The sequence below is a fragment of the Cupriavidus sp. 09_S30 genome (assembly GCF_056930435.1).
Map to the genome: position 1 here is coordinate 2433951 of NZ_JBXOWI010000001.1, position 26750 is coordinate 2460700.

Sequence of the window (26750 nt, forward strand, 5' to 3'; positions counted from 1 at the left end):
CTTGACTCCATGAACGATTCCGCATTATACGCGCAGGCCTTGCCGCTCGGCCCCATCGACCCGGACGAGCCGCTGGGCCTGCTGGGCGGCATGACGCCCGCCGCCTTCATGCGTGACATCTGGCAACGCAAACCGCTACTGATTCGACAAGCCGTGCCCGGAATCGTGCCCCCGGTATCGGCTGCGTCTCTTTTCGAGCTCGCCGATCGCGATGAGGTTGAATCACGCCTCGTCACGCACTTCCGCAACCGCTGGAAACTCGATCACGGTCCCTTCGCGGCAGACAACCTGCCATCGCGCAAGGCGCGCCAGTGGACGCTGCTCGTGCAGGGCGTCAACCTCCACAATAATGCAGCCGCCGAGTTGCTGTCGCAATTTCGATTCGCCCCCGACGCGCGCCTCGATGACCTGATGATCAGCTACGCCACCGACGGCGGCGGCGTGGGCCCGCACTTCGATTCCTACGACGTGTTCCTGCTGCAGGTGTCGGGGCGCCGCCGCTGGCGCATCTCTTCGCAGACGTCGCTGGATCTGGTGCCCGGACTGCCGCTGAAAATCCTGTCCGACTTCAGCGCCGAGCAGGAGTGGGTACTGGAGCCGGGTGACATGCTCTATCTGCCGCCGCAGTACGCGCACGACGGCGTGGCGGAAGGCGAATGCATGACGTGCTCGATCGGATTCCGCGCGCCGGCCTACCGCGAACTCGCCGGGCACTTCCTGGCCTGGTTATCGGAAACCGTCGAGGACAACGAGGCGTTGTCGGGGCGCTACAGTGACCCTGGACAAAACGCCACCTTGCACCCTGCGCAAATGCCGGCCGACCTGGTACGCGCAGTCAGCGAGCGGCTCAAGGCGATGCGCTGGTCCGAAGCCGATGTGTCAGAGTTCCTCGGCACGCACCTGTCGGAACCGAAGCCCAGTGTCGAGTTCGCCGAGCCGCCGTCGATCTCGCAGCGAAAATTCGAAAAACTGGCACAAACCCACGGTATCGTGCTCGCTCCCGCCTCGATTGCGCTCTACGACCGCAAGAACTTCTTCCTCAATGGCGAGGCTTACGAGCCGCCCGCCGACCTGGCGCGCTGGCTGAAGAAGCTTGCCGACAGGCGCTGTCTCACCGCAACTGAAGTCACCGCGTGTGCAGAGCTGCCCGACCTGATGGAGACGTTTCACCATTGGGCGGAGGACGGTTGGCTGCTTCTCGCGCCCTCCACACTGTAATAATGCGTAACACCGGAATCCCGAAATTTCGCGGCTACACAAGGCGGGGAAACGCGGATATAATCGTCGGCTGGCTAGTACTGTGTACCACTGCATTTGTTGGCACCCGGGAGGGCCTCTATTTTGCAGTACAAGAGCGATAATTACCGGTAATTATTGATCGCCTGGTTGTTTTCCGTCATTACAAAGTTAAAGGACGAACAATGAAGAAGTCTCTCCTGATCGCTTCGCTGCTGGCCGCCGTGGCCCTCGCCGCTTGCGGCAAGAAGGAAGAAGCTGCCGCCCCGGCTCCCGAAGCCTCGGCTCCCGCTGCTGCTGCCCCCGCTGAAGCATCGGCTCCCGCCGCTGCTGCTGAAGCTTCGGCTCCGGCTGCTGAAGCTTCGGCTCCGGCTGCTGCTGCTGACGCTGCTTCGGCTCCCGCTGCCGAGAACAAGTAATTTTCGGCTTCCAGCCGAAAAGAGAAAGCCGGCCGCAAGGCCGGCTTTTTTCATGGCCGCGCCACCACGGCGCAGCATGCGCGCATCGCCTCAGGCGCGCACGGGCTGCCAGTCCAGCCCCGCCTCCTGGTCCGCCACCAGGATTTCCGCCCCAGCCTCACCCAGCACCCGCGCCAGGGCCCCGGTGGCCAGTTCGCGCGTATTGTTCTGCTTGCTCAGGTGTGCGGCCACCACGCGCTCCAGTCCCGGATGCGCTACGCAGGCCAGGATCTCGGCAGCGACCTCATTGGCAAGATGGCCGAAGTCCCCACCGATGCGCCGCTTCAGCGACGCCGGGTAGGCGGAATTGCGCAACATCTCGCGATCGTGATTGCACTCCAGCACCAGCGCATGCACGCCGGCGAGGCGTGCCGTCACGTATGGCGTAAACATGCCGGCATCGGTCAGCACGCCGAGCCGCGCATCACCGTCGCTGAGCACGAACTGCAGGGGTTCGCGCGCATCGTGCGGCACGGTATAGGGATGAATCTGCAGGTCGCCGATGGCGAAGGGCCGATCCGCGCAGCAGACGCGCACGTCCGCATTGGCGGCCCCACGCATGTGCGAGGTAGCGAGCCACGTACCGTGGCTGGTATGGACCGTCAGGCCATGGCGTGCGGCGAAGGCGTAGGCCGAGCCGACGTGGTCCCCATGTTCGTGGGTGACCAGCACACCATCGAGCTCTTCCGGAAGCACGCCCAGCCGCTCCAGCCGCCGCGCGGTTTCGCGGATGCCGAAGCCGCAGTCGAGCAGCACGCGCGTGACGGTGGCACCCGCGCGCGCCTCGATCAGCAGCGAGTTGCCCTCGCTGCCGCTACCGAGAAAGCCGAAGCGCATCATGCCGGCACCTGACGATGCCGGCCTGTCTCTTGCCGCGCGGGCACGTCGTCCTTAGCGAAGCTGCTCGTCGAGCAGCGACAGGATGCGCTTGCCGATGTCGGAAGACTCGGGCTGGCCGGCGTCGTTCAGCACCGTGATCGTGGTGCCGGTGCCGTCGCCCTTGAGCGAGACGCGATACTTCTTCGCGGTCTTGCCGTCATTCGGCTTGGTGAACAGCTTGGAGAAGAAGCCGCGGTTGTCCACCGTGTCACGCGTATCCACGTAGCGCACGTAGTACAGGCCCTGCGAGCGGTCGCGATCTTCCACGGTGAAGTTGACGCGGTCGAGCGCCAGGCCGACCGCGCGCCATGCGCGGTCGAACGGCTCGCTCATCTGCAGCGCCTGCACGCCGTTGACCTGGGTCAGCAGCGACTTGCCGCCCGAGCCCGGCACGTTGACCTCGGCCTTCGCGGCCTCAGGGCCCGTGGTCTTCTTGGCCATGGCCTGGGCCTGTTCCTTCTGCACGCCAAGGCGCTGCGCCAGGCGGGCGAGGAAGGCCGCCTCGAGTTCAGGATCGGCCGGACGCGGTGTCCACACGGTGTTGGACTTGTCGATGCCGGTGAGCTGCTCCTGCGCGCCACGGTGGCTGATGTAGACCTCGAGCGTGCCCTTGGCACCGCGCTCGACGCGGGTGCGGAACTTGTCGCGCTCGGAAGTGGAATACAGGCCGTCGAAGACCTTGCCGATGGTATTGCGGATGAAGTCCTGCGGAATCTTGGCGCGGTTCTCCGCCCAGTCCGTCTCCATCACGCCGGTCTCTGGCGAATCCTGCACCAGCAGGAAGCCATTCTCCTGCCAGAAGCTGCGCAGCGTTTCCCACAGCTGGTCCGGACGCGTGCCATTGCTGATCACCAGCCAGCGCTGGTTGCCGTCACGCTCCATGCGGATGCCATCGGCCACCGGCAGCACGTTGTTGGACGGCGCCTGCTCCTGCACCTGGGTGGCCTGCTTGTAGTCCGACAGGGTCGACGAGTTGCCCTCCGTGGTGGCGGCGCCAGGCACCGAGTAGCGGCGGTCGCCCTCGAGCTTGGTCAGGTCGGGCGGCACGTCCAGCGTCGGCGAGCGCTTGCTGACGGCGGACTTATAGTCGATCTTGTCGGGCTGCATCATATCGTTGATGCTGCTGCAGCCGGAAAGCGCGCCCATGACCAGCAGGGGCACGACCAGGGTGACGTGGCGCGCGGGCAGCGCGCCACGCTTAAGCTTCAGTTTCATTGACACGCAATCCTAATTGAGGGAATGACGGCGAGACTCCGCTTGCTCAGTCCAGCAGGCCGGCCGCGGACAGCGCTTTGCGTACGACGTCGTGATACTGCGGCGACAGCGGCGTGAGCGGCAGGCGGATGCCGCCCTGCATCCGACCCATCTGCTGGAGTGCCCACTTGACGGGGATCGGATTGGCTTCGACGAACATCGCCTTGTTCAGGGCGATCAGTTCCATGTGCAGGCGGCGCGCGGTCAGCACATCGCCCTTCAGCGCGGCGACGCACATCTCGTGCATCTTGCGCGGGGCCACGTTGGCTGTCACGGAGATATTGCCCTGTCCGCCCAGCAGGATCAGCGCGACGGCCGTCGGGTCGTCACCGCTGTAGATGGAGAAACCGGCCGGCGCTTCGTGAATCAGTTGCGCCGCGCGGTCGATATTGCCCGTCGCTTCCTTGACGCCGACGATGCCGGGCACCTGCGCCAGGCGCAGGATGGTCTCGTTGCTCATGTCGGCAACGGTGCGGCCGGGCACGTTGTACAGCAGCACAGGCAGGTCCACGGCTTCCGCGATGGTGCGGAAATGCCGGTACATACCCTCCTGGGTCGGCTTGTTGTAGTACGGCACGACCTGCAGCGATGCGTCGGCACCGACCTGCTTGGCGAAGGCGGTCAGTTCGATCGCTTCCTGGGTCGAGTTGCCGCCGGTACCGGCGATGATGGGGATGCGCTTGCCGGCCTGCTCCACGGCCACGCGGATCAGCTCGCAATGCTCTTCCACGTTGACGGTGGGCGACTCGCCCGTGGTGCCCACGATGACGATGGCGTCCGTGCCTTCGGCCACGTGCCAGTCGACCAGCGCGCGCAGCGCCGGGTAGTCGAGGCTGCCGTCCTCCTGCATCGGGGTGACGATCGCCACGATGCTGCCGGTAATCTGATTCATAGGAATGGGTTGTTGGAGATACGAATTTCGCAATTGTACCGGATACCACCGCGCCGCCGACCGCCGCTTAGGCCGCCCGCCTGCTAGGTAGTTTCCTGCCCTGCTGCGCCGGGGGCACAGCCTGTCAGGCTGACAAGGGATAGCGTGGCGGCGCCGCCGCCCCCAGCGCGGAATCCGCCTCGTTTACGGCACACAGACGCTGCACGAACGCCGCTTTCGGCACTTGCAACATGCCGTCCTCGTAGCCGATCACGCGCAGGCGGCCATGTACCGCATCGAGCAGTTCGCCGGGGCGCAGCAGGAAATCCGGGTTGGACGGCCTGCCCACCGTCTCGTTACCGCTGGCGAAGGTTTCGTAGAGCAGCACGCCGCCCGGCGCCAGCGCATCCAGCAGGTGCGGCCACAGCGGCCGGTGCAGATAGTTGGTGACCACGATGGCATCGAACGGCGCCACATCAGCCAGTGGCCAGGCGCCCTGCTCCAGGTCCGCCACTCTCCCGACCACGCCGGCCGGCAGGCTGGCCACGGCCTGCGGATCGCGATCGACTGCCAGCACCGCATGGCCGTGCTTTGCGAACCAGCGCGCATGTCGGCCGCCGCCACAGGCCAGGTCCAGCACGCGCCCGCCGGGGCGGACGAGGTGAGACCACCGCACCACCCACGGCGAGGGCTCGCCCTGCAGCAGATGGGCGGCGGTCGCGGCGCCGGGGCACGCTGGCATCGACACGCGGACGCTCAGCGGTAACCGAGGCCCATGACCTCGCGCACTTCGCGCATGGTCTCGCGCGCCACGTGGCTGGCCTTGTCGCAGCCGTTGGCGACGATGTCGCGCAGCAGTGCCGGGCTGTCCATGTACTTCTGCGCGCGCTCGAGCATCGGCTGCTGCTCGCGCAGGATGCCTTCGATCACCGGCTGCTTGCATTCGAGGCAGCCGATGCCGGCGCTGCGACAGCCCTTCTCCACCCACTCGCGCGTCGGCTCGTCGGAGTAGACCTGGTGCAGTTGCCACACCGGGCAGCGCGCCGGCTCGCCCGCGTCGGAGCGGCGCACGCGGGCCGGATCGGTCGGCATGGTGCGCACTTTCTTCTCGACCGCATCCTTGGACTCGCGCATGCGGATCGTGTTGCCGTAGGACTTGGACATCTTCTGCCCGTCCAGGCCCGGCATGCGCGAAGCGGCCGTCAGCAGTGCCTGCGGCTCGATGAGGATGGTGCGCCGCGACCCGGCCAGGTAACCGAGCAGCAGTTCGCGATCGGGTGCAGACAGGCTCTGCGATTGCGCCACCAGTGCGCGCCCCTCTTCCAGCGATTCCGCTGCGCCTTGCTCCTGGTAGGCCTTGCGCAGTTCCAGGAAGGCCTTGGTGCGCTTGCCGCCGAGCTTCTTGGCAGCTTCCTGCGCCATTTCCTCGAAGCCGGGCTGGCGGCCGTAGAGGTAGTTGAAGCGCCGCGCGATCTCGCGGGTGATTTCGACATGGGGTACCTGATCCTCGCCCACCGGCACCCATGCCGCCTTGTAGATCAGGATGTCGGCCGCCTGCAGCAGCGGATAGCCGAGGAAGCCATAGGTGGCCAGATCCTTGTCCTTGAGCTTCTCGATCTGGTCCTTGTAGGTCGGCACCCGCTCCAGCCAGCCCAACGGCGTGCCCATCGCCAGCAGCGTGAACAGCTCGGCGTGCTCGGGCACGCGGCTCTGGATGAACAGCGTGGCCTGCTCGGGATCGACTCCGGCGGCCAGCCAGTCGATCAGCATTTCCCAGACCGACTCGCCGATCACTTCGGGCGACTCGTAGTGCGTGGTCAGCGCGTGCCAGTCAGCGACGAAGAAAAAGCAGGGGTGCTGGGCCTGCAGCTGGACCCAGTTCTTCAGCACGCCGTGGTAGTGGCCCAGGTGCAGGGCGCCGGTGGGCCGCATGCCGGAGAGAACGCGATCGGGTAACGTCATGATTGTTGTGGGGAAGCAGTTATTCGAGAAAGCGGGAAAGCGGGAAAGCGGGAAAGGCTCAGTGAATCAGGGCGAGCACCGGGCGCAGCATCAGCTCGACCAGTGCGCTGAGCAGGTTGACCACGGGACGCATCCAGACCTGGGTGATGACACCGGCGGCTACCAGGGCCAGCACGATGAAGATGCCATAGGGCTCGATGCGCGCGACCGCGTAGGCGATGCGCCGCGGCAGCAACGCGGTCAGCACGCGGCCGCCGTCGAGCGGCGGAATCGGGAACAGGTTGAAGGCGGCCACCACCAGGTTGACCAGCACACCGGCACGCGCCATCTGGATGAGGAAAGGTTCCTGCACATGGACGAGCAGCAGGACCAGCGCCATCAGCGCCCAGACGAAGGCCTGCGCCACGTTGCTGCCAGGCCCGGCAAGCGCCACCCACATGCCATGCCAGCGCGGGTTGCGCAGACGGTTGAAGTCGACCGGCACCGGCTTGGCATAGCCGAAGACGAACTGGCCGTTGGTCAGGAAATACAGCAGCAGCGGCACCGCAATGGTGCCGATCGGGTCGACGTGGCGGATCGGATTGAGGCTGACGCGGCCGAGCACATACGCGGTGTTGTCGCCGAAATGCATGGCGACATAGCCGTGCGCGGCTTCATGCAGCGTAATGGCGAACAATACCGGCAGGGCGTAGACCGCGAAGGTCTGGATGAGGGAGGAGTCCATGGAGCGCTATTGTACCGGGCAGGCCGAGCAGGAATTCCGCGTCGCCGCGGCGGCGCGGCGGGATGGCAGGCTCACAGGCCGAAACGCGCCGTGTCGCCACGCCCGGCCCGCACCAGCGCCGGCTCGCCGCTGGTCAGGTCGATCACGGTGGTAGGCTGGGCCGGCGCCGGACCGCCGCAGATGACGAGGTCGAGCAGCTTCTCCAGGCGCGCGCGGATCTGCGCCGGGTCGTTCATCGGCGTCTCGTCGCCGGGCAGCTGCAGCGTGGCGGACAGCAGCGGCTCCCCCGTATCGGCAAGCAGCGCCTGGGCAATGGCGTTATCGGGCACGCGCACGCCGATGGTCTTGCGCGCCGGGTGCGAGAGCCGGCGCGGCACCTCCTTGGTTGCCTCCAGGATGAACACGTAAGGGCCCGGCGTGGCGCCCTTGATCCAGCGGTACTGGCGGTTGTCGACGCGGGCGAAGTTGCCCAGTTCGGACAGGTCGCGGCACATCAGTGTCAGGTGGTGCTTGTCGTCGATGCCGCGCAGGCGCCGCAGACGTTCCACCGCCGCCTTGTCATCGAGCCGGCTGGCCAGCGCGTAGCTGGAATCGGTGGGCAGCGCGATCAGCCCACCCTGGGCGATGATCTGCGCCGCCTGCTTGACGAGCCTGGGCTGCGGATTGAGCGGATGAATGTCGAAGAATTGGGACATGGGGCAATGTCTCGTGGCGACGGGTGCGCAGCGTGGCCGCGGTGCTTACCAGTCGTGCCAGACCGGGGTGACCGTGGGAGGCAGCGGCGGCAGCGCGCCCAGTTCGACGCGCCCTTCGCCCGGCCCGTGGAAATCCGAGCCGCGCGAGGCCAGCAGGCCGTAGCGGCGCGCGACTTCGGCGTAGCGGCGATACTGGTCCGGCGTGTGGCTGCCGGTGACGACCTCGACGGCACCGCCGCCAAGCTGCTTGAACTCGTCGAACAGCGCGTCGTGCTCCAGGTCCGTGTAGTGATAGCGGCCCGGGTGGGCCATCACCGCAATCCCGCCGGCGGCACGGATCCAGCGCAGCGCATCCGACAGGCTCGCCCAGCGGTGGCCCACATAACCCGGGCGCCCTTCCGCCAGGTACTTGTCGAAGACCTCGCCAATGTCGGCGCAGTAGCCCTGGTCGACCAGCCAGCGCGCAAAGTGCGTGCGCGAGATCAGGTCGGGATTGCCCACAAAGCGCCGCGCACCTTCGTAGGCGCCGGCGATGCCGATGGCGGCCAGCGCGTCGCCCATGTCGCGCGCGCGGCGCGCGCGGCCCGAACGGGTGTCGTGCAGGCCGTCGATCAGCTCACGGCAAGCCGGGTCGATCTGCAGGCCGACGATATGCACCGTCTGCCGGGCCCACGTCACCGAGATTTCCACCCCAGAGACATAGCGCATGCCCAGCGCCTCGGCCGCGGCACGCGCCTCGGCCTGCCCGCCGACCTCGTCGTGGTCGGTCAGCGACCACAGTGTCACGCCGCCCGCGTGAGCCCGCTCGGCCACCACGCTGGGCGCCAGCGTGCCATCCGAGACAGTCGAATGGCAGTGCAGATCGGCGTTGAGGGCATTGGGATTCAGCATTTTTCTATTCTACTCCTGTGACAGTCGCGCGGTGGCATGCGCCGCACTCGTCGATGGCGTCGACGGCGCTGATGCGCGGCAACGGCCTGATAGCCCTGTCCGCAACGCTGGCGTAAGCGGACCCGGCAGGATCGCGGGGTATAGTTGGTCTTGATCGGGCTCCGGCCCGCAACCTTCCCCAGGACCGCGCCACGCGCCGGCCCCCATGCCATGCCTGATACCTCTTCCGCTCCCGCCGCGCCCGTGCGCACCGATGTGCTGATCGTCGGCGCCGGCCCGGTGGGCCTGTTCGCCGCCTTCCAGGCGGGCGTGCTCGGTCTGCAATGCGAACTGATCGACGTGCTCGACCGCCCTGGCGGACAGTGCACCGAACTCTATCCGGAGAAGCCGATCTACGACATCCCGGCCGTGCCCGGCTGCCTGGCGCAGGACCTGGTCGACCGGCTGATGGAACAGTGCGCGCCGTTCGCCTTCCCGATGCACTTCGGCCAGCGTGCCAGCAGCGTGGAGGAAGTCCCGCACGAGACCCATCCGCGCCTGCTGGTGAGCACCGACGGCGGCAAGCAGTTCGACGTGGCGGCCGTGCTGATCTGCGCCGGTGTCGGCGCCTTCGCGCCGCAGCGGGTCGCGCTGCCGGAGGCCGTCGCGCTCGAAGGCAGGCATGTCCATTACGCCGTGCGCGAGGTCGCGCACTTCGCCGGCAAGCGCGTGGTGATCGCCGGCGGCGGCGACTCGGCGCTGGACTGGGCGCTGGCGCTGCGCAAGGTCGCCGAGCGCGTCACCCTGCTGCACCGGCGCGACGGCTTCCGCGCGGCGGACGCCAGCGTGGCCGAGATGCACGCGGCGGTGGCCGCGGGCGAGATGGACTTCGTGGTCGGCATGCTGGGTGCGCTGAAGACTGAGGCCGGCCCGGACGGCGAACGGCTGGCGGCAGTGGAAATCCGTACGCGCGAAGCACTGCTGACGCTGCCCACGGACGAACTGGTGGCGCTGTTCGGCCTGGTGACGGAGCCCGGCCCGATCGCGCAATGGGACCTGGACATGCGTGCCGGCCGGGTGCTGGTCGACACCTCCACCTACGAAAGCTCGCGCCGCGGCATCTTCGCTGCCGGCGACATCGCCTACTACCCCAACAAGCAGAAGCTGATCCTGTCCGGCTTCCACGAAGCCGCGCTGGCGCTGCGGCGCGCCTATCACTACGTCTTCCCCGAGAAGGCGTTTGTGCACGTGCACACCAGCAACAATGCCGCGCTCAAGGAGAAGCTCACGCACGGCTGAGGCCGGCGCGGCACCAGCCGCTTCAGCCAACTCAGCCAACTCAGCCAACTCAGCCAACTCAGCCAACTCAGCCAACTCAGCCAACTCAGCCAACTCAGCCAACTCAGCCAACTCAGCCAACTCAGCCAACTCAGCCAACTCAGCCAAGGAAATCCTCGATCAGGCGGGCCACTGCGCGCGGCTGGTCGTGGTGCAGCATGTGGCCGGCGTCGTCGACCATCGCTTCGCGGAAATCCGGAAAAGCCGCGAAGCGCTGCTTGAACTCGGCGATCTCCTGCTTGTGCGCGATGTGGCGCAGCGTCTCCGAGTCGCGTGCCTCCACATGCAGCACCGGCGCGCTGACCTCCGCCCAGATCGCCATGACCTCGTCGAGACGGTACAGCACGGGATTGACCAGCTTGTGCGCGGGATCGCCAAGGATCTCCCAGCGGCCCTCGTCGTTGCGGCGCGACCAGTGCTCGGCCAGGAAGGCGGCACGGTCGTCCGGCAGGCGCGGATTGGTCTTCTGCAGGCGCGCAGCGACCCCCTCGACACTGTCATAGCTGCGCATCTGCGGCTGCGCGCGCAGCTCATCCAGCCAGCGCGCATAGCGGCGCGGCGCTTGGCCGGCGTGCGTGGCCGTCATGCCGAAGCCTTCGAGGTCCACCAGGCGCCGCACCCGTTGCGGACGGATGCCGGCGTACAGGCAGGCGACGTTGGCGCCCATGCTGTGCCCGACCAGATCCACCTGCCCCTCGGGCTGGTAGTGGTCGAGCAAGGCCTCCAGGTCGGCCACGTAGTCCGGGAACCAGTACGAGCGCGTACCCGGATAGCGGGCCGGCCAGTCGCTCAGGCCGAAACCGCGCCAGTCCGGCGCGATCACCTGCCAGTCGCGCTCGAAGGCGTCGACGAGGAACTGGAAGGAGGCTGAGACATCCATCCAGCCGTGCAGCAGGAACAGCCTGGGTGCGTCCGGCGCGCCCCAGTGGCGCACGTGGTACCGCAGACCGCGCAGCGTGATAAATTCCGATCGCGAGGTTTCTCTTATCGTCATGGCGTCTACCCTTGCGGCCCTGGCCGTCTGCGCGAGCCCCAAGGGGCCCGCCGCCGGATCGACGCAGAAACCAAAATAGAACGGTCGTTCTTTTACGGCCATTATAACGACGAGTCGCCACCGTGCACCGTGAAATGCGGGCCGACGGCATTCCAATCGACAGGAGACACCCGATGCGCACCGCCGCCCTGCCGCTCAGCCGGCGCGACGACTACGCCGCGCTGCATGAGTCCTTCCGCTGGGACGTGCCCGAATACTTCAACCTGGCCGAGGCCTGCTGCGGCCGCTGGGCACGCGACCCGGCCAGCGCCGGGCGCATTGCCGTCTACACGGAGCACGAGGACGGGCGCCGCGCGGCCTACAGCTACGCCGACATCCAGGCCGCGGCCAACCGGCTCTCGCATGCGCTGCGCGCGCTCGGCGTCGGCCGCGGCGATCGCGTCGCCATCGTGCTGCCGCAACGGATCGAGACCGTGGTGGCGCACATGGCGATCTACCAGCTCGCGGCCATCGCCATGCCCCTGTCGATGCTGTTCGGGCCGGAGGCGCTGGCCTACCGGCTCGAACACGGCGGGGCGCGGGTCGCCCTGGCCGATGGCAGCGCGCTCGACAGCCTGCTGGCCGCGCGCGCAGAATGCCCGGCGCTGGAAGCCGTGATCAGTGTGGACACCGACGACGCACGGGCCGACCACCACTGGGATGCGCTGCTGGCCGCGCAGCCGGCCAGCTTCACCGCCGAGCAGACCAAGGCCGACGAGGGCGCGGTACTGATCTACACCAGCGGCACCACCGGCCCGCCCAAGGGCGCGCTGCTGCCGCACCGGGCGCTGCTGGGCAACCTGCCCGGCTTCGTCTGCTCGCAGAACTGGTACCCGCAGGAGGACGACGTGTTCTGGAGCCCTGCCGACTGGGCCTGGACCGGCGGGCTGTGGGATGCCCTGATGCCGGCGCTCTATTTCGGCAAGCCGATCGTCGGCTACCAGGGCCGCTTCTCGGCCGACACCGCCTTTGCCCTGCTGGAGCGCTACCAGGTCACCAATACCTTCCTCTTTCCCACCGCGCTCAAGCAGATGATGAAGGCCTGCCCGCGCCCCGCCGAACGCTACCGGCTGCAGCTGCGCGCGCTGATGAGCGCGGGCGAGGCGGTGGGCGACACCGTCTTCGACTGGTGCCGCGAAGCCTTCGGCATCATCGTCAACGAGATGTTCGGGCAGACCGAGATCAATTACGTGGTCGGCAACTGCGCGGCGCAGTACGACGAGGGCCGCCTTGGCTGGCCGGCGCGCGCGGGCTCGATGGGCCGCCCCTACCCCGGCCACCGCGTGGCGGTGATCGACGACGAGGGGCGTCCCTGCCCCCAGGGCGAGATCGGCGAAGTGGCGGTCTGCGCCACCGACCGCGCCGGCCACCCCGACCCCGTGATCTTCCTCGGCTACTGGCGCAACGAGGCCGCCACCGAAGCCAAGTACGCGGCGCACGACGGGCTGCGCTGGTTCCGCACCGGGGACCTGGCACGCTTCGACGACTCTGACTACCTGTGGTACGAGGGCCGGGCCGACGACGTCTTCAAGTCCTCAGGCTACCGCATCGGCCCGAACGAGATCGAGAACTGCCTGCTCAAGCATCCGGCCGTATCGAACTGTGCGGTGGTGCCCTCGCCCGACCCCGAGCGTGGCGCGGTCGTCAAAGCCTTTATCGTGCTCAGTCCCGGCGTGGCGCGTTCGCCGCAGGCCGATGCCGCGCTGATCGCCGAGCTGCAGCAGCACGTGCGCGGCCAACTCGCCCCCTACGAGTATCCGAAGGCAATCGAGTTCATCGAGCAATTGCCGATGACCACCACCGGCAAGATCCAGCGGCGCGTGTTGCGGCTGCTGGAGCAGGAGCGCGCCGCCGCGCACTGAGGCCTGAGGCTGCCACACAGCGGAAGCAGCGGCGCGCTAGCCTTGCTGGCCGCCGGCAAGCCAGGCCAGTTCGTCCTCGTCGAAGCCGGCGGCACGGCGCGCCGGCAGGTTGAAGGGGGGCTTCAGGCGCGGTGCACCATGGCGTGCGGCCAGCGTGGCGTAGCTGGAGACCGGCTCCTGGCCGCGTGTCTCGCACAGCCAGCGGAACCAGCGGTTGCCGATGGCCACGTGACCCACCTCATCGCGCAGGATGATGTCGAGAATGGCGGCGGCGGCATGGTCGCCGGCCGCCGCCAGACGCGCACGCACGGCCGGCGAGGCGTCGAGCCCGCGCGCCTCCAGTGTGCGCGGCACCAGGGCCATGCGCGCCAGCACGTCCCCGGCGGTCTTGTCCGCCATTTCCCACAAGCTGTTGTGGGCAGGGAAGTCGCCATAGGCATGCCCGAGCGTGGCCAGGTGGTCGGCCAGCAGCGTGAAGTGCAAGGCCTCCTCATCGGCCACGCGCAGCCAGTCGCGGTAATAGGCGGGCGGCATGCCGGCGAAGCGCCAGACTGCGTCGAGTGCCAGGTTGATGGCGTTGAACTCGATGTGGCACAGCGCGTGGATCAGGGTGGCGCGGCCCAGCTCGGTATGGGGCGAGCGGCGCGGCCCGACCTCGCGCGGCGGCACCAGTTCGGGACGGGCCGGCCGCCCCGGCACGCCGTCGGCGGCGGTCAGCGCTTGCGCACAGCCGAGCGCAGCGTCGTCCTGCGCACATGCGCACTTGTACAGATCGCGCGCCGCGGCGGCCTTGGCGCGGGAGTCGGTCATACGCAGCACGTTGAGCGCCTGTTGCCGCAGCGAGAGCGTGCCGGGCGCGGCCGGGGTAGTGGCCGGAGTTACGGGTTCTGGATTGGGCGCGCCCACGGCGCGCAGGTCATTGGAAAGCTTTTCTGGCATCAGCGTAAAATCCTGGCTGCCGCCATTGTAGGGCCGGCCACGCTGGCGTGCGGCTCCGGCGGCCCATGCCGAGGCTCTTTAAAGGCTCGCGGCGACCCCCATATACCAATAACCATTGCCCAGGAGACTCCATGGCGCTTTACCAGCTCGGCGACATCGCCCCGAAGATCGACCCCGAAGCCTATGTGGCGGCGGAAGCCACCGTGATCGGCAATGTGATCATGAAGGCTCGCGCGAGCGCCTGGCCGAGCGTGGTCATCCGTGGCGACAACGAGCCGATCACCGTCGGCGAAGGCAGCAACGTGCAGGAAGGCTCGGTGCTGCATACCGATCCGGGCTGCCCGCTGGAGATCGCCGACAATGTGACGATCGGACACCAGGCCATGCTGCACGGCTGCACCATCGGCGAAGGCTCGCTGATCGGCATCCAGGCGGTGGTGCTCAACCGCGTGGTGATCGGCAAGAACTGCCTGGTCGGCGCGGGCGCCGTGGTGACCGAAGGCAAGACCTTCCCCGACCGCAGCCTGATCCTCGGCGCGCCCGCCAAGGTGGTACGCGAGCTGAATGACGAGGAAGTCGCCAACCTGTACCGCAATGCCGCGACCTACGCCGAGCGCCAGGCCGTATACAAGACACAGCTCAAGCGCCTGGACTGAATCCGGACCGCTGCCCTAACCCCGTTTGACCGAAGACCGATTGTGACCGATACCAGTACCCCAGACACCCTGCAGAAATTCCTCTTCGACGCGGCCCCCGTGCGCGGCGAACTGGTCCGGCTCGAATCCACCTGGCGGGAGGTGCTGGAGCGCCAGCACTACCCCGCTCCGGTGCGCCGCCTGCTGGGTGAGATGATGGCTGCCGCCGCGCTGCTGTCGGCCAATCTCAAGTTCAACGGGGCGCTGGTGATGCAGTTGCACGGCGACGGTCCGGTGCGCATGCTGGTGGTCGAGTGCCTGTCCGACCTGAGCCTGCGCGCCACGGCCAAGCTCGCCGAGGATGCCGTGCTCGCCGACGACGCCAGCCTTGCCGAACTGGTCAACGCGACGGGCCGTGGGCGCTTCGCCATCACCCTGGACCCGCAGGACAAGAAACCGGGCCAGCAGCCCTACCAAGGCATCGTGCCGCTGGCCGACGAAAACGGCCCGCTGGCGACGATGAGCGAGGTGCTCGAACACTATATGCACAGTTCCGAGCAGCTCGACACGCGGCTCTGGCTGGCCGCCGACGACCACGTCGCGGCCGGCATGCTGCTGCAGAAGCTGCCTTCCTACGGCGGCACGCTGGAGACGGGCCACGGCCGTGACGCCGCGGTGGTAGGCGAGACCGGTGGCGCGATCGACGGCGTCGGCCGGGCGCAGGATCTCGACACCTGGGACCGCGCCTGCCAGCTCGGCGCCACACTGAAGGCGCCTGAACTGCTCGCCGAGTCGCCCGAGACACTGCTGCGGCGGCTGTTCTGGGAAGACCTGCAGGCCGCCGGCCTGCGTGTCTTCGAACCCATGCGGCCGCACTTCCGCTGCTCCTGCTCGCGCGCCAAGGTGGCGGGCATGCTGCAGTCGCTGGGCCGCGACGAAATCGAAGGCCTGCTGGCCGAACGCGGTGCGGCCGATGTCCGCTGCGATTTCTGCGGTCAGCAGTACCGCTTCGACGCCGTCGACTGCGCGCAGCTGTTCGTGCCCGCCCATGTGGCAACCGGCGCTGGCGCCGGCGCGCACCAGCAGCACTGAACCCCGCGGCGCCAACGCCAGGCGCCGGCGGAAACCGCGGCGGGGCGCGCATGGTCCAACACTCAGCCCGTGCATTGAAAGGAACGGCCATGCCTATGCGCCATACCCAAGCTGCTTCGCCGGTATCGCTGCCGCTCGCGCGCCTGCGCGCCGGCGGGGCCGGACTTGTGCTGGGTGCCGCCCTGCTGGCGGCCGGCTGCGCGGAACTGCCGCGCGATAGCAATGGCACGCCCCCCACCTACCGGCTGGCGCCTGACACGGCGCCGTCCGCACCGCTCACGGAACAGCAAAGACAGCGGCTCGACGCACTGAACCAGCAGATCCTGCGCGAGACGGATGCCGCAATGGCACGTGACCTGCAGGCCGAGGCGATGGCGCGGGCCTACTACTATCCGTCGCCGTCCTGGAGCGTCTTCTACGGCGGCTGGGGCGGCGGGCACTGGGGCGGCAGCGTCGGCATCAGCTCGCCCGGCTGGGGCTGGGGCGGCTACCCTTACTGGTGGTAACAGCGGGATTGGCGGGTAGGAAGGGATGCGGGCAACGCCTCGCGGAACGGCCGATGGCGGCATCCTGGAGGCAATCCCGACGGCAGCGGGGGCGGGATCCGGTCGGACTCCGCGAGACAGGCGATACGGATGGAGCGGCGGCCGGGCAATGCCCGCAAGCTGGCTCAGCGGCAGCTCAGAGCGGCTCAGTGGCGGCCGGTAGCGGCCGGTGAATTGGGTGGCGGCGGCAGCGGCGGCGTGGCGCTGACCTTGGGCGCCGGCGCGACGAACTGCACAAAGACCTCGCCGTCCTTGACCATGCCCAGCTCATAGCGGGCGCGCTCCTCGATGGCGCCGGTGCCATCCTGGAGGTCCTTCACTTCCCCTTCCAGCTTGGCATTGCGCAGCTTGAGCGATTGGTTACGCGTGCTCTGCTCCTCCACCTGCTTGTTCAGGTCCCAGACACGTAGCCAGCCACCCTTGCCCAGCCAAAGCGGGTACTGGACAGCGAGCAGCAACACGAACAAGAGCAGCGAAATCAGGCGCATGGAGCGTTGGGCGCGAGGTTGGTCGCCGCGGCCCGGCGCGAGCCGGGCGAACAGCGGATGATCCGGAGCGAGCCGCCGCCGGCTGCATGATGCGGCCGGCGGCGGCTCCCCCTAAGCTTAGCGCAGATTGTAGAACGCGCTCTTGCCGGGGTAGCTGGCCACGTCGCCGAGATCTTCCTCGATGCGCAGCAGCTGGTTGTACTTCGAGATACGATCCGAGCGCGACAGCGAGCCGGTCTTGATCTGGCCGGCGTTGGTGCCCACGGCGATGTCGGCGATGGTGCTGTCCTCGGTCTCGCCCGAGCGGTGCGAGATCACGGCGGTGTAGCCGGCACGCTTGGCCATCTCGATGGCGGCGAAGGTCTCGGTCAGGGTGCCGATCTGATTGATCTTGATCAGGATCGAGTTGCCGACGCCCTTCTCGATGCCTTCCTTCAGGATCTTGGTGTTGGTGACGAACAGGTCGTCGCCCACCAGCTGCACGCGCTTGCCCAGCTTGTCGGTCAGGGTCTTCCAGCCTTCCCAGTCGCCTTCGGCCATGCCGTCCTCGATCGAGACGATCGGGAACTTGTCGCACAGGTTGGCCAGGTAGTCGGCAAACTGGGTCGAGGTCAGCTTCAGGCCTTCGCCTTCCAGGTGGTACACGTCCTCGCCCTCGCGGTAGAACTCGCTGGCGGCGCAGTCCAGCGCCAGCAGCACGTCTTCGCCCATGCGGTAGCCGGCCTTCTCGACCGCCTGCACGATGGTGCTCAGGCACTCTTCGTTGGAGGCGAAGTTGGGCGCGAAGCCGCCTTCGTCGCCCACCGCGGTGGACATGCCCTTGTCGGCCAGGATCTTCTTCAGCGCGTGGAAGACCTCGGCGCCGCAGCGCAGGGCTTCACGGAAGCTCGTCTGCGACACCGGCATGATCATGAATTCCTGGATGTCCAGGCTGTTGTTGGCGTGCGCGCCACCGTTGACGATGTTCATCATCGGCACCGGCATCTGCATCGCGCCCGAGCCGCCGAAGTAGCGGTACAGCGGCAGGCCGGCTTCCTCGGCGGCAGCCTTGGCCACGGCCATCGAGACGGCCAGCATGGCGTTGGCGCCCAGGCGGCTCTTGTTCTCGGTGCCGTCCAGGTCGATCAGGGTGCGGTCCAGGAAGGCCTGCTCGGAGGCGTCCAGGCCCATGATGGCCTCGGAGATCTCGGTGTTGATGTGCTCGACGGCCTTCAGCACGCCCTTGCCCAGGTAGCGCGACTTGTCGCCGTCACGCAGCTCGATGGCCTCGCGCGAACCGGTGGACGCGCCCGACGGCACCGCCGCGCGGCCCATCACGCCCGACTCGAGCAGGACGTCGCATTCCACCGTGGGATTGCCGCGCGAGTCCAGGACCTCGCGACCGATGATATCTACGATTGCACTCATGGATTCCTCTTTGACTTTGGATTCTTTGTACTGCTTGCTGCGAAAGCGGGACGGGCGCGGTTCAGGCGCGATTCAGACGCAGATCAGGCGCCCTCGACCACGATCATGTTCATGCGCGCGGCATGCTCGCGCGCCTTGCGGGCCGCGCGGTACTCCTCGCTGTCGTGGAAGGACTTGGCCGCCTCGTAGCTGGGGAACTTCAGCACCACCACGCGCGTCGGCGCCCACTGCCCTTCGAGCGGCTCGGTCTTGCCGCCGCGCACCAGCACCTCGGCGCCGTGCACCTTCATGGCGTGGCTGGAGAGCACCTTGTATTCCTCGTACTGCTGGGGGTCCGTGACGTCGACGTAGGCGATGATATAGCCTGCGGCCATGGTCTATCTCCGAAGATTTCGTATTGTCTTTCGATACCTGGCGTCACCGCCGGCGCACTGGCCGGCGGGACGGGGCGCCGCCTGTCAGGCGCAGGCGGGCCAGCCGAAGTTGTCTTCCAGGAAACCGGCGCGCTTGGTCAGCGCATCCAGGTCCCTGAGCACCGACAGCAGTTCCTTCATGCGCGACAGCGGCACGGCATTGGGGCCGTCCGACAGCGCCTTGGCCGGGTCCGGATGCGTTTCCATGAACAGCCCGGCCACGCCGGTCGCCACGGCGGCACGCGACAGCACCGGCACGAACTCGCGCTGGCCGCCCGAGCTGGTGCCCTGCCCGCCCGGCAACTGCACCGAGTGGGTGGCGTCGAACACCACCGGGGCGCCGGTCTCGCGCATGATCGCCAGGGAGCGCATGTCGGAGACCAGGTTGTTGTAGCCGAAGGACACGCCACGCTCGCAGGCCATGAAGTTGTCATCGGGCAGGCCGGCCTCGCGGGCAGCCTCGCGCGCCTTGTCGATGACGTTCTTCATGTCGTGCGGCGCGAGGAACTGGCCCTTCTTGATGTTGACGGGCTTGCCGCTCTGCGCGCAGGCGCGGATGAAATCGGTCTGCCGGCACAGGAAGGCCGGCGTCTGCAGCACGTCGACCACGGCCGCGACCGGCTTGATCTCTTCGATCTCATGCACGTCGGTCAGCACCGGCACGCCGATCTCGCGCTTGACGGTGGCCAGGATCTCCAGTCCCTTCTCCATGCCCAGCCCGCGGAAGGACTTGCCCGACGAGCGGTTGGCCTTGTCGAACGAGGACTTGTAGATAAAGGGAATGCCCAGCTCGCCGGTGATCTCCTTGAGCGCACCGGCAGTGTCCAGGGCCATCTGCTGCGACTCGATCACGCAGGGCCCGGCAATCAGGAAGAAGGGCTGGTCGAGCCCGGCTTCGAATCCGCAGAGTTTCATCGCTGTCTCTCCTGCTAGCCTCGGCCGTCAGCCGGCCTTGCGTTGCTGGCTGGCCAGCGCCGCCTCGACGTAGGCCTTGAACAGCGGGTGGCCATCGCGCGGGGTCGAGGTGAATTCCGGGTGGAACTGCACGCCGACGAACCAGGGGTGCAGGCTCTCGGGCAGCTCCATCATCTCGGGCAGGTTCTCCGTCGGGGTACGTGCGGAGATCACCATGCCGGCCTGCTCGAGCTGCGGCACGTAGTGGTTGTTGACCTCGTAGCGGTGGCGGTGGCGCTCATTGACCTCGGCACCGTAGATCTGGTGGGCCTTGGTGCCTTCCGGAACCGGCACGCGCTGCGCGCCCAGGCGCATGGTGCCGCCCAGGTCGGAATCTGCGCTGCGCTGCTCGACCTTGCCTTCACGGTCGACCCACTCGGTGATCAGCGCGACCACCGGGTGCTCGGTCTCGTGGTTGAACTCGGTGGAGTTGGCGTCGGCCATGCCGGCCACGTGGCGAGCGAATTCGATCACGGCCAGCTGCATGCCCAGGCAGATGCCCAGGTAGGGCACCTTGTTCTCACGGGCGTACTGGATCGCGCGGATCTTGCCTTCGGTGCCGCGCTTGCCGAAACCGCCCGGCACCAGGATGGCGTCCAGCGGCTTGAGCACTTCGAGGTGGCCGGATTCCAGCTCTTCCGAGTCGATGTACTCGATGTTGACGCGCGTCGCGGTATGCATGCCCGCGTGGCGCAGCGCCTCGATCAGCGACTTGTAGGACTCGGTCAGGTCGACGTACTTGCCGACCATGCCGATGGTGATCTCGTGCTCGGGGTTCTCCTGGGCGCTGACCAGGCGCTGCCACATGGCGAGATTGGCCGGCTTCGGATCCAGGCGCAGCTCCTCGCAGATCAGGCGGTCCAGGCCCTGCTCGTTGAGCATCTGCGGGATCTTGTAGATGCTGTCCGCGTCCCACACCGAAATCACCGCGTCCTGCGGGATATTGGCGAACAGGGAGATCTTGGCGCGCTCGTCGTCCGGGATCGGGCGGTCGGCGCGGCACAGCAGCGCGGTGGGCGAGATGCCGATCTCGCGCAGCTTCTGCACCGAGTGCTGGGTCGGCTTGGTCTTCAGCTCGCCGGCGCTGGCGATGAAGGGAACCAGCGTCAGGTGCACGAAGGCGCAGTGGTTGCGGCCCATGCGCAGGCTCATCTGGCGCGCGGCTTCCAGGAAGGGCAGCGACTCGATGTCACCCACGGTGCCGCCGATCTCGACCAGCGCCACGTCGGCCTTGCCGTCGTGCGAGGCCGCGGCGCCACGCTCGATGAAGGCCTGGATCTCGTTGGTGATGTGGGGGATCACCTGCACCGTCTTGCCCAGGTACTCGCCGCGGCGCTCCTTGCGGATCACCGATTCGTAGATCTGGCCGGTGGTGAAGTTGTTCGACTTGCGCATCTTGGCCGAGACGAAACGCTCGTAGTGGCCGAGATCCAGGTCGGTTTCCGCACCGTCTTCGGTCACGAACACCTCACCATGCTGGAAAGGGCTCATCGTGCCGGGATCGACGTTGATGTAGGGATCGAGCTTGAGGAGGGTGACTTTGAGACCGCGCGACTCGAGAATGGCCGCGAGCGAGGCAGCAGCGATGCCCTTGCCTAGGGAAGAGACGACGCCACCGGTGACGAAGACGAATTTGGTCATAAACCGAGCTTGCCGGGGAAATCGGGATTATACATGAGACCCCGCCGCGCGCGGCCCCGAAATTCCGGGAGCGGGCGCCGCCAGGCACCAGAATGGCGCATGCAGCGCTTGCACCCGCGCCTCGCCCGCCGCCCCGCGCCCGGCTTGCCCTGCCCGGCCGTCAGCGCCCCGCCGCGCGCATCTCGCCAAGCAGTTCGCGCACCAGCGCGGCCGTCTCGTCGGGCCGCTCCATCGGATAGAGGTGGCCGCCCTCGATGAAGCGCAGGTGGTCGCCCACGAGCCGGCGCGTGGCGCCCAGCCCGCATTGCCTGACCTCGCGCGAGCGCGTGCCCGCGATGAAGGCGACCGGCACCGGCGCGCCCCGCGCCACCTTGCGCCCGAGGCTGGTCGGCAGCGTCCGGTAGATGTCGTACTCGACCTCGCGCGCGAAGCGCAGGCGGCGCTCCTGCTCCCGTCCGGTGGCCTCGGTGCCGAGGTGGACGTAATCGCGCAGCACTTCCTCGTCCCAGACGGCGAAATTCGGCTTGGACTTGAAATGCTGCCAGACCGCCTCGGCGTCCGGCCAGTGGGTGCGGCGGCGCTTGGTCGCCGCCGCCGGGCTCGGCCGCTCGTCCAGGCCGAGCGCCTGTGCCGCCTTCAGCAGCGAGGCGCGCCAGCCGGCGATGACCGGCGAATCCAGCATCAGCACGCCGCGTACCCGCTCGGGCCGGCGCAGCGCCGCCATCAGCGACAGGAAGCCGCCCAGCGAATGGCCGACCAGCCAGACCGGTTCGCGGTAGCGCGCATCGATGGAGGCGAGCAGTTGCTCGACCAGGTGCGGCCACTCCGGCGTGACCGGGTAGTCCGGATCGTGGCCGTAGCGCTCGACGGCGCGCAGCTCGAAGTCATCCTCCAGCAGGCCGAACAGCTTGCGGTAGGTGGACACGGGAAAGCCATTGGCATGGGAAAAGTGCACGATCTCGCGCATCGCCGCCCCCGTCCCGCTCAGCGCTGTGGGCCCGGCCGCGCGCGGCGCGCGCGCACCGGCTGGCCCCAGCGGTCGGCTTCGCCCTGGCGCGCCAGCGGAAATTCCGCCGGCTGCGAGGCGTCCCATTGCGGGTCGCTGATCTCGCCGAAGACCTGTCGCAGGCGCTGCCCCCAGGTGTCGCGGATCATGCGGAAGTAGGCGTTCTTCTCGTCGATGCTGACAAAGCGCGTGACGCGCAGCGCATCCGCTTCATAGACCAGCAGATCCAGCGGCAAACCCACCGAAATATTCGATTTCAGCGTCGAATCCATCGAGATCAGCGCGCATTTTGCCGCCTCGCCCAGCGGCATCGAAGGCTGCACCACGCGGTCCACGATGGGCTTGCCGTACTTGGCCTCGCCGATCTGGAAATAGCAGTTCTCCGGCGTGGCCTCGACGAAGTTGCCCGCCGCGTAGACATTGAACAGCCGCACTGGCTCGCCGCGGATCTGCCCGCCGAAGATCAGGCTGACGTTGAAGTCGATGCCGGCCTCGCGCAGCGCATGGGCATCGCGCTTGTGCACCTGGCGCACGGCCTCGCCGACGATGGAAGCTGCCTCGAACATGTCGCGGGCCTTCCACAGCGAGCGCTTCTCGTCGCGCCCCTCCATCAGGATCTGGCGCACGGCCTGGCTGATGGCCAGGTTGCCCGCGGTCAGCAGCACCATCACGCGGTCGCCGGGCTCCTCGAAGACGGTCATCTTGCGCGCCGTGGCGACGGCATCGACGCCGGCATTGGTACGGGAATCGGACAGGAACACCAGGCCGGCATCGAGCCGCATGGCCACGCAGTACGTCATGTTTCGGTCTTGTTGTCTTGCATTCGCTTGCCCGGCGCGCGCGGCGCGGGCGGGTTCTCCCGGCATTCTAGCGCCCGGCACCGTCCCCGCAGTGGAGGCGGCGCTCGGTTGTGGCCCCCGCCACGGGCCGGGAGGCCGGGCTCAGGCCGCCGCGGGCAGGATCTCGATCTCCACCGTCAGCGTCTCGCCGCGCCCGCCCTCGCGTATGCCCCGGATCGGTGCAGCCGACGGATAGTCGGGCCCCACGGCGAGGCGCACATGGCGCGCGTCGGTCAGGCATCCGTGCGTGACATCGATGCTGCACCACAGCGCGCTGCCGGCATCCAGGCAGATGTCCGCCCAGGCATGGCTGGCCAGTTCGACCGCCTCGGGATCGTAGAAGTAGCCGCTGACGTAGCGCGCCGGGATGCCGAAGGCACGGCAGGCCGCCACCATCACGTGCGCCTGGTCCTGGCAGACGCCGACGCCGTGCGCGAAGGCCTCGGCGGCCGTCGTCTCCACACTGGTCGCGTTAGGCTGATAGCGCACGTGGCCGCCGATGGCTTCGGCCAGCGCCAGCAGTGCAGGCGCCTCGTGCCCCGCGGCCAGGTAGGGCGCGGCGAAGGCGCGCAATTCCGGCGGGGCCACAGTCAGCGGCGTGCCCGAGAGGAAATAGAGCGGCGAGACACGCACCTCGCCCTCCCCCGCCAGGTCCTGGTAGCACCCATGCACGCCGTCTTCGGCGCCGAGTACCTCTACTTCGCCCCAGGCGGTGATGCCGATGGTGTCGCTTGGCGCACCCAGCGTGAAGTTATGCACGATGTTGCCGAAGCCATCGCGCGCCTCCGACAGCTTGCCCGGGACCTCGATCTTCCAGTCATGGACGGATTGCAGCGGGCCCGAGCGCGGCGCCAGGCGCAGTTCGTGGACACTGCGCCGGACGGGCTCGGCATAGTGATAGACGGTGTGATGGCGAATCTTGTATTTCACGATAAACAGGGCCGGCGCGGGGCGGCTTGCAGACCGCCCCGCCAAGGCTAGGCGGCCAGTGGCGGCACGAGGAAATCGACGCTGATGCCGTTGCCGAGATCGCCGATGCGCTCCAGGAAACTGGTCAGGAAGGCGTGCAGGCCGACGGCGAAGATGTCTTCGATGCGGGCGTATTTCAGGTCGGCGTGGAGTTTACCAGCCTGGCGCTCGGTCTCGCCGGACTGCTGGTTGCGCACCTGTGCCAGGATCGCCACCACTTCGTCCATGCTCGATACCAGCGAGCGCGGCATGTCCGGGCGCAGGATCAGCAGCTCGGCCACTCTTTCCGGCGTGATCACCGTGCGGTAGATCTTGCGGTAGACCTCGAAGCCCGAGACGGAGCGCAGCACCGCCGCCCAATGGTAGAAGTCGTTCTCGAGCCGCTGCGGGTCGCTCTCATCGCCGCCCGACGACTGGAACTTCACGTCCAGGATGCGCGCGGTGTTGTCGGCGCGCTCCAGGAAGGTGCCCAGGCGCATGAAATGGAAGGCGTCGTCCTTGAGCATGGTGCCGAACTGGACGCCGCGCGCCAGATGCGAGCGGAACTTGACCCACTCGAAGAAGCGCGACGGATCCTGCCGCAGCTCTCCATCGGCGATCAGCCGCTGCACCTCCAGCCAGGTCGTGTTGATGGTCTCCCAGACCTCGGTGGTCAGCGAGCCGCGCACGGCCCGCGCGTTCTCGCGCGCTGCGCGCAGGCAGCTCATGATCGACGAGGCATTGGTCATGTCGCGCACCATGAAATCGATCACGTCGTCGCGCGACAGCAGCCCATACTTGTTGTCGAAGGCCCCGGTCAGCTCGGAGATGTCGAGCATGGCCCACCAGCCCTGCTCGGCCACCTCGGCCGACTGCGGCAGCAGCGAGGTCTGGTAGTTGACGTCGAGCATGCGCGCGGTGTTCTCCGCGCGCTCGGTGTAGCGCGCCATCCAGAACAGATGGTCGGCGGTGCGGCTCAGCATGGTTCGGCTCCTCGCAATGCAATCATCGTGGCCGGCGCGCACGCCGGCGTCCGCTCAGCGCTCCAGCACCCAGGTGTCCTTGGTGCCCCCGCCCTGGGAGGAATTGACCACCAGCGAGCCCTCGCGCAGTGCCACGCGCGTCAGGCCGCCCGGCACCATGCGCACCTCGCGCCCGGACAGCACGAAGGGCCGCAGGTCGATGTGGCGCGGCGCGATGCCGGCTTCCACATAGGTCGGGCAGGTCGACAGCGCTAGAGTCGGCTGCGCGATGTACTGCGCGGGCCGCGCCTTGACCACCTCGCGGAAGGTGTCGATCTCCGCGCGCGTGGCCGCCGGGCCGACCAGCATGCCGTAGCCGCCGGCGCCGTGCGTTTCCTTGACCACCAGTTCGGCCATGTGGTCGAGCACGTATTGCAGGTCGTCCGGGCGCCGGCACATATAGGTCGGCACGTTGGCCAGCAGCGGTTCCTCGCCCATGTAGAAGCGGATCATGTCCGGCACATAGGGATAGATCGACTTGTCGTCGGCCACGCCGGTGCCGATGGCATTGCAGATGGTCACGTTGCCGGCCCGGTAGACCGACAACAGGCCCGCGGCGCCCAGCGCCGAGTCGGGACGGAAGGCCAGCGGATCGAGGAAGTCGTCGTCGACGCGGCGATAGATCACGTCGATGCGCTGCGGGCCCTGCGTGGTGCGCATATAGAGGTGTTCGTCCTGCACGAACAGGTCGCTGCCTTCGACCAGCTCCACGCCCATCTGCTGGGCCAGGAAGGCGTGCTCGAAATAGGCGGAGTTGTACATGCCGGGTGTCAGCACCACCACGGTGGGGTCGGCGATGGCCTGCGGCGACACGCTGCGCAGCATCTCCAGCAGCAGGTCCGGATAGTGGGCCACCGGCGCCACGCGGTTGCGTGCGAACAGCTCAGGGAACAGCCGCATCATCATCTTGCGGTTTTCCAGCATGTAGGACACCCCGGACGGCACCCGCAGGTTGTCCTCCAGCACGAAGAACTCGCCCTCGCCGGCGCGCACCACGTCGATGCCCGCGACGTGGGCATAGATGCCCTGCGGCACCTCGATGCCCAGCATCTCCGGCCGGTACTGCGCGTTGTTGTAGATCTGGTCCGGCGGGATCACGCCGGCGCGGATGATGTCCTGCCCGTGGTAGATATCGTGGACGAAGCGGTTCAGCGCCGCCACGCGCTGGCGCAGGCCCTTGTCCAGCACCGCCCATTCGCTGGCCGGGAAGATGCGCGGGATCACATCGAACGGGATCGTGCGTTCGGTGCCGCTGTTGGACTCGTCCTTGTCGCCGTAGACGGCAAAGGTGATGCCCACGCGCCGGAAGATCAGGTCGGCCTCCGCGCGCTTGTTGGCCATGATCGCCTCGGACTGCCCTGCCAGCCAGTCCGCGAAGTGCCGGTAGTGCGGCCGCACCACGCCCGCCGGCAAGTCCTCGCCCGCCTTGATGGCCTGGGCCGCATCGCCCCGCAGGTCCAGCATCTCGTCGAAAAACCGCGCCGCCATGATCACCCTTCCCCCATGTGGTGGGCGTCCCAACCCCCGGATCGCCTGTTAGTGGCCTGGTTCGCGATCCCGGCTGCGCTCCCGCAGCGCGGAAAACCGCTGCGCGAGCGCCTGCCAGGAGCCGCTTGCCGACTCTTTCAGCATACCCGCA

At 67.7% G+C, this 26750-nt stretch carries 27 protein-coding genes; 7 read left to right on the top strand and 20 right to left on the bottom strand.

Annotated elements, in window-relative coordinates; genetic code table 11:
- Window positions 1-9 precede the first annotated feature (9 nt).
- On the top strand, window positions 10-1218 hold the full coding sequence (locus tag AC1Z3O_RS11435) for a JmjC domain-containing protein (protein WP_483515833.1): 1209 nt from the start codon (window positions 10-12) through the stop codon (window positions 1216-1218).
- Between the two features lie 203 nt (window positions 1219-1421).
- Complete coding sequence (locus tag AC1Z3O_RS11440) at window positions 1422-1655, top strand: hypothetical protein (protein ID WP_483515834.1); 234 nt, start codon at window positions 1422-1424, stop codon at window positions 1653-1655.
- Window positions 1656-1745: 90 nt separating this feature from the next.
- Here AC1Z3O_RS11440 and AC1Z3O_RS11445 read toward each other — a convergent pair whose 3' ends face one another.
- The 8 genes from AC1Z3O_RS11445 to AC1Z3O_RS11480 form a co-directional block, all read right to left on the bottom strand.
- Complete coding sequence (locus AC1Z3O_RS11445) at window positions 1746-2534, bottom strand: MBL fold metallo-hydrolase (protein WP_483515835.1); 789 nt, start codon at window positions 2532-2534, stop codon at window positions 1746-1748.
- A 51-nt stretch (window positions 2535-2585) separates the two neighbouring features.
- Window positions 2586-3788 carry an outer membrane protein assembly factor BamC gene (gene bamC / locus AC1Z3O_RS11450; RefSeq protein WP_483515836.1) on the bottom strand — a complete coding sequence of 401 codons (1203 nt, stop codon included), beginning with the start codon at window positions 3786-3788 and terminating at the stop codon, window positions 2586-2588.
- A 46-nt stretch (window positions 3789-3834) separates the two neighbouring features.
- Window positions 3835-4719, bottom strand: a complete 885-nt coding sequence (gene dapA, locus AC1Z3O_RS11455) for a 4-hydroxy-tetrahydrodipicolinate synthase (RefSeq protein WP_483515837.1) — start codon at window positions 4717-4719, stop codon at window positions 3835-3837.
- A 124-nt stretch (window positions 4720-4843) separates the two neighbouring features.
- Complete coding sequence (locus AC1Z3O_RS11460) at window positions 4844-5440, bottom strand: class I SAM-dependent methyltransferase (protein WP_483515838.1); 597 nt, start codon at window positions 5438-5440, stop codon at window positions 4844-4846.
- Window positions 5441-5454: 14 nt separating this feature from the next.
- Window positions 5455-6660, bottom strand: coding sequence for a tryptophan--tRNA ligase (locus AC1Z3O_RS11465; protein WP_483515839.1), 1206 nt, complete (start codon window positions 6658-6660; stop codon window positions 5455-5457).
- A gap of 58 nt (window positions 6661-6718) precedes the next feature.
- Window positions 6719-7384 (bottom strand): site-2 protease family protein, encoded by a 666-nt coding sequence (locus AC1Z3O_RS11470; RefSeq protein ID WP_483515840.1) that lies wholly within the window; start codon window positions 7382-7384, stop codon window positions 6719-6721.
- Window positions 7385-7455: 71 nt separating this feature from the next.
- Window positions 7456-8079 (bottom strand): L-threonylcarbamoyladenylate synthase, encoded by a 624-nt coding sequence (locus tag AC1Z3O_RS11475; RefSeq protein WP_483515841.1) that lies wholly within the window; start codon window positions 8077-8079, stop codon window positions 7456-7458.
- Window positions 8080-8124: 45 nt separating this feature from the next.
- Window positions 8125-8970, bottom strand: a complete 846-nt coding sequence (locus AC1Z3O_RS11480; RefSeq protein ID WP_483515842.1) for a 3',5'-nucleoside bisphosphate phosphatase — start codon at window positions 8968-8970, stop codon at window positions 8125-8127.
- 210 nt (window positions 8971-9180) lie between these two features.
- Between AC1Z3O_RS11480 and AC1Z3O_RS11485 the strand changes: the two genes are divergently transcribed.
- Window positions 9181-10248 (top strand): NAD(P)/FAD-dependent oxidoreductase, encoded by a 1068-nt coding sequence (locus AC1Z3O_RS11485; protein WP_483515843.1) that lies wholly within the window; start codon window positions 9181-9183, stop codon window positions 10246-10248.
- 139 nt (window positions 10249-10387) lie between these two features.
- On the opposite strand, the gene AC1Z3O_RS11490 is transcribed toward AC1Z3O_RS11485, so the two are convergent.
- Entirely contained in the window at window positions 10388-11281 is an 894-nt protein-coding gene (locus AC1Z3O_RS11490) for an alpha/beta fold hydrolase (RefSeq protein ID WP_483515844.1), read from the bottom strand.
- Window positions 11282-11454: 173 nt separating this feature from the next.
- Here AC1Z3O_RS11490 and AC1Z3O_RS11495 point away from each other — a divergent pair, with 173 nt between their 5' ends.
- A complete protein-coding gene (locus AC1Z3O_RS11495) occupies window positions 11455-13182 on the top strand; it encodes an acetate--CoA ligase (RefSeq protein WP_483515845.1) in 1728 nt (575 codons plus the stop codon).
- Between the two features lie 36 nt (window positions 13183-13218).
- Here AC1Z3O_RS11495 and AC1Z3O_RS11500 read toward each other — a convergent pair whose 3' ends face one another.
- Window positions 13219-14121, bottom strand: coding sequence for a ferritin-like domain-containing protein (locus tag AC1Z3O_RS11500; RefSeq protein ID WP_483515846.1), 903 nt, complete (start codon window positions 14119-14121; stop codon window positions 13219-13221).
- Between the two features lie 131 nt (window positions 14122-14252).
- Between AC1Z3O_RS11500 and AC1Z3O_RS11505 the strand changes: the two genes are divergently transcribed.
- From AC1Z3O_RS11505 to AC1Z3O_RS11515, 3 genes are all read left to right on the top strand, one after another.
- A complete protein-coding gene (locus AC1Z3O_RS11505) occupies window positions 14253-14777 on the top strand; it encodes a gamma carbonic anhydrase family protein (protein ID WP_483515847.1) in 525 nt (174 codons plus the stop codon).
- Between the two features lie 42 nt (window positions 14778-14819).
- A complete protein-coding gene (gene hslO / locus AC1Z3O_RS11510; protein ID WP_483515848.1) occupies window positions 14820-15848 on the top strand; it encodes an Hsp33 family molecular chaperone HslO in 1029 nt (342 codons plus the stop codon).
- Between the two features lie 89 nt (window positions 15849-15937).
- Window positions 15938-16354, top strand: a complete 417-nt coding sequence (locus tag AC1Z3O_RS11515) for a hypothetical protein (RefSeq protein WP_483515849.1) — start codon at window positions 15938-15940, stop codon at window positions 16352-16354.
- A gap of 185 nt (window positions 16355-16539) precedes the next feature.
- On the opposite strand, the gene ftsB is transcribed toward AC1Z3O_RS11515, so the two are convergent.
- From ftsB to AC1Z3O_RS11565, 10 genes are all read right to left on the bottom strand, one after another.
- Complete coding sequence (gene ftsB, locus AC1Z3O_RS11520; protein ID WP_483515850.1) at window positions 16540-16881, bottom strand: cell division protein FtsB; 342 nt, start codon at window positions 16879-16881, stop codon at window positions 16540-16542.
- 117 nt (window positions 16882-16998) lie between these two features.
- A complete protein-coding gene (eno, locus tag AC1Z3O_RS11525; protein WP_483515851.1) occupies window positions 16999-18288 on the bottom strand; it encodes a phosphopyruvate hydratase in 1290 nt (429 codons plus the stop codon).
- 83 nt (window positions 18289-18371) lie between these two features.
- Entirely contained in the window at window positions 18372-18662 is a 291-nt protein-coding gene (locus tag AC1Z3O_RS11530; protein ID WP_483515852.1) for a DUF1330 domain-containing protein, read from the bottom strand.
- Window positions 18663-18746: 84 nt separating this feature from the next.
- Window positions 18747-19616, bottom strand: coding sequence for a 3-deoxy-8-phosphooctulonate synthase (kdsA, locus tag AC1Z3O_RS11535; protein WP_483515853.1), 870 nt, complete (start codon window positions 19614-19616; stop codon window positions 18747-18749).
- A 27-nt stretch (window positions 19617-19643) separates the two neighbouring features.
- Window positions 19644-21296, bottom strand: a complete 1653-nt coding sequence (locus tag AC1Z3O_RS11540) for a CTP synthase (protein ID WP_483515854.1) — start codon at window positions 21294-21296, stop codon at window positions 19644-19646.
- 160 nt (window positions 21297-21456) lie between these two features.
- Entirely contained in the window at window positions 21457-22263 is an 807-nt protein-coding gene (locus AC1Z3O_RS11545; RefSeq protein WP_483515855.1) for an alpha/beta fold hydrolase, read from the bottom strand.
- Window positions 22264-22280: 17 nt separating this feature from the next.
- On the bottom strand, window positions 22281-23102 hold the full coding sequence (locus AC1Z3O_RS11550; protein ID WP_483515856.1) for a proteasome-type protease: 822 nt from the start codon (window positions 23100-23102) through the stop codon (window positions 22281-22283).
- Window positions 23103-23243: 141 nt separating this feature from the next.
- The gene (locus AC1Z3O_RS11555; protein WP_483515857.1) at window positions 23244-24071 is read right to left on the bottom strand and encodes a transglutaminase family protein; all 828 of its coding nucleotides are present in this window, start codon (window positions 24069-24071) and stop codon (window positions 23244-23246) included.
- 47 nt (window positions 24072-24118) lie between these two features.
- Window positions 24119-25072 (bottom strand): alpha-E domain-containing protein, encoded by a 954-nt coding sequence (locus AC1Z3O_RS11560; RefSeq protein ID WP_483515858.1) that lies wholly within the window; start codon window positions 25070-25072, stop codon window positions 24119-24121.
- Window positions 25073-25126: 54 nt separating this feature from the next.
- Complete coding sequence (locus tag AC1Z3O_RS11565; protein ID WP_483515859.1) at window positions 25127-26599, bottom strand: circularly permuted type 2 ATP-grasp protein; 1473 nt, start codon at window positions 26597-26599, stop codon at window positions 25127-25129.
- Between the last annotated feature and the right edge of the window lie 151 nt (window positions 26600-26750).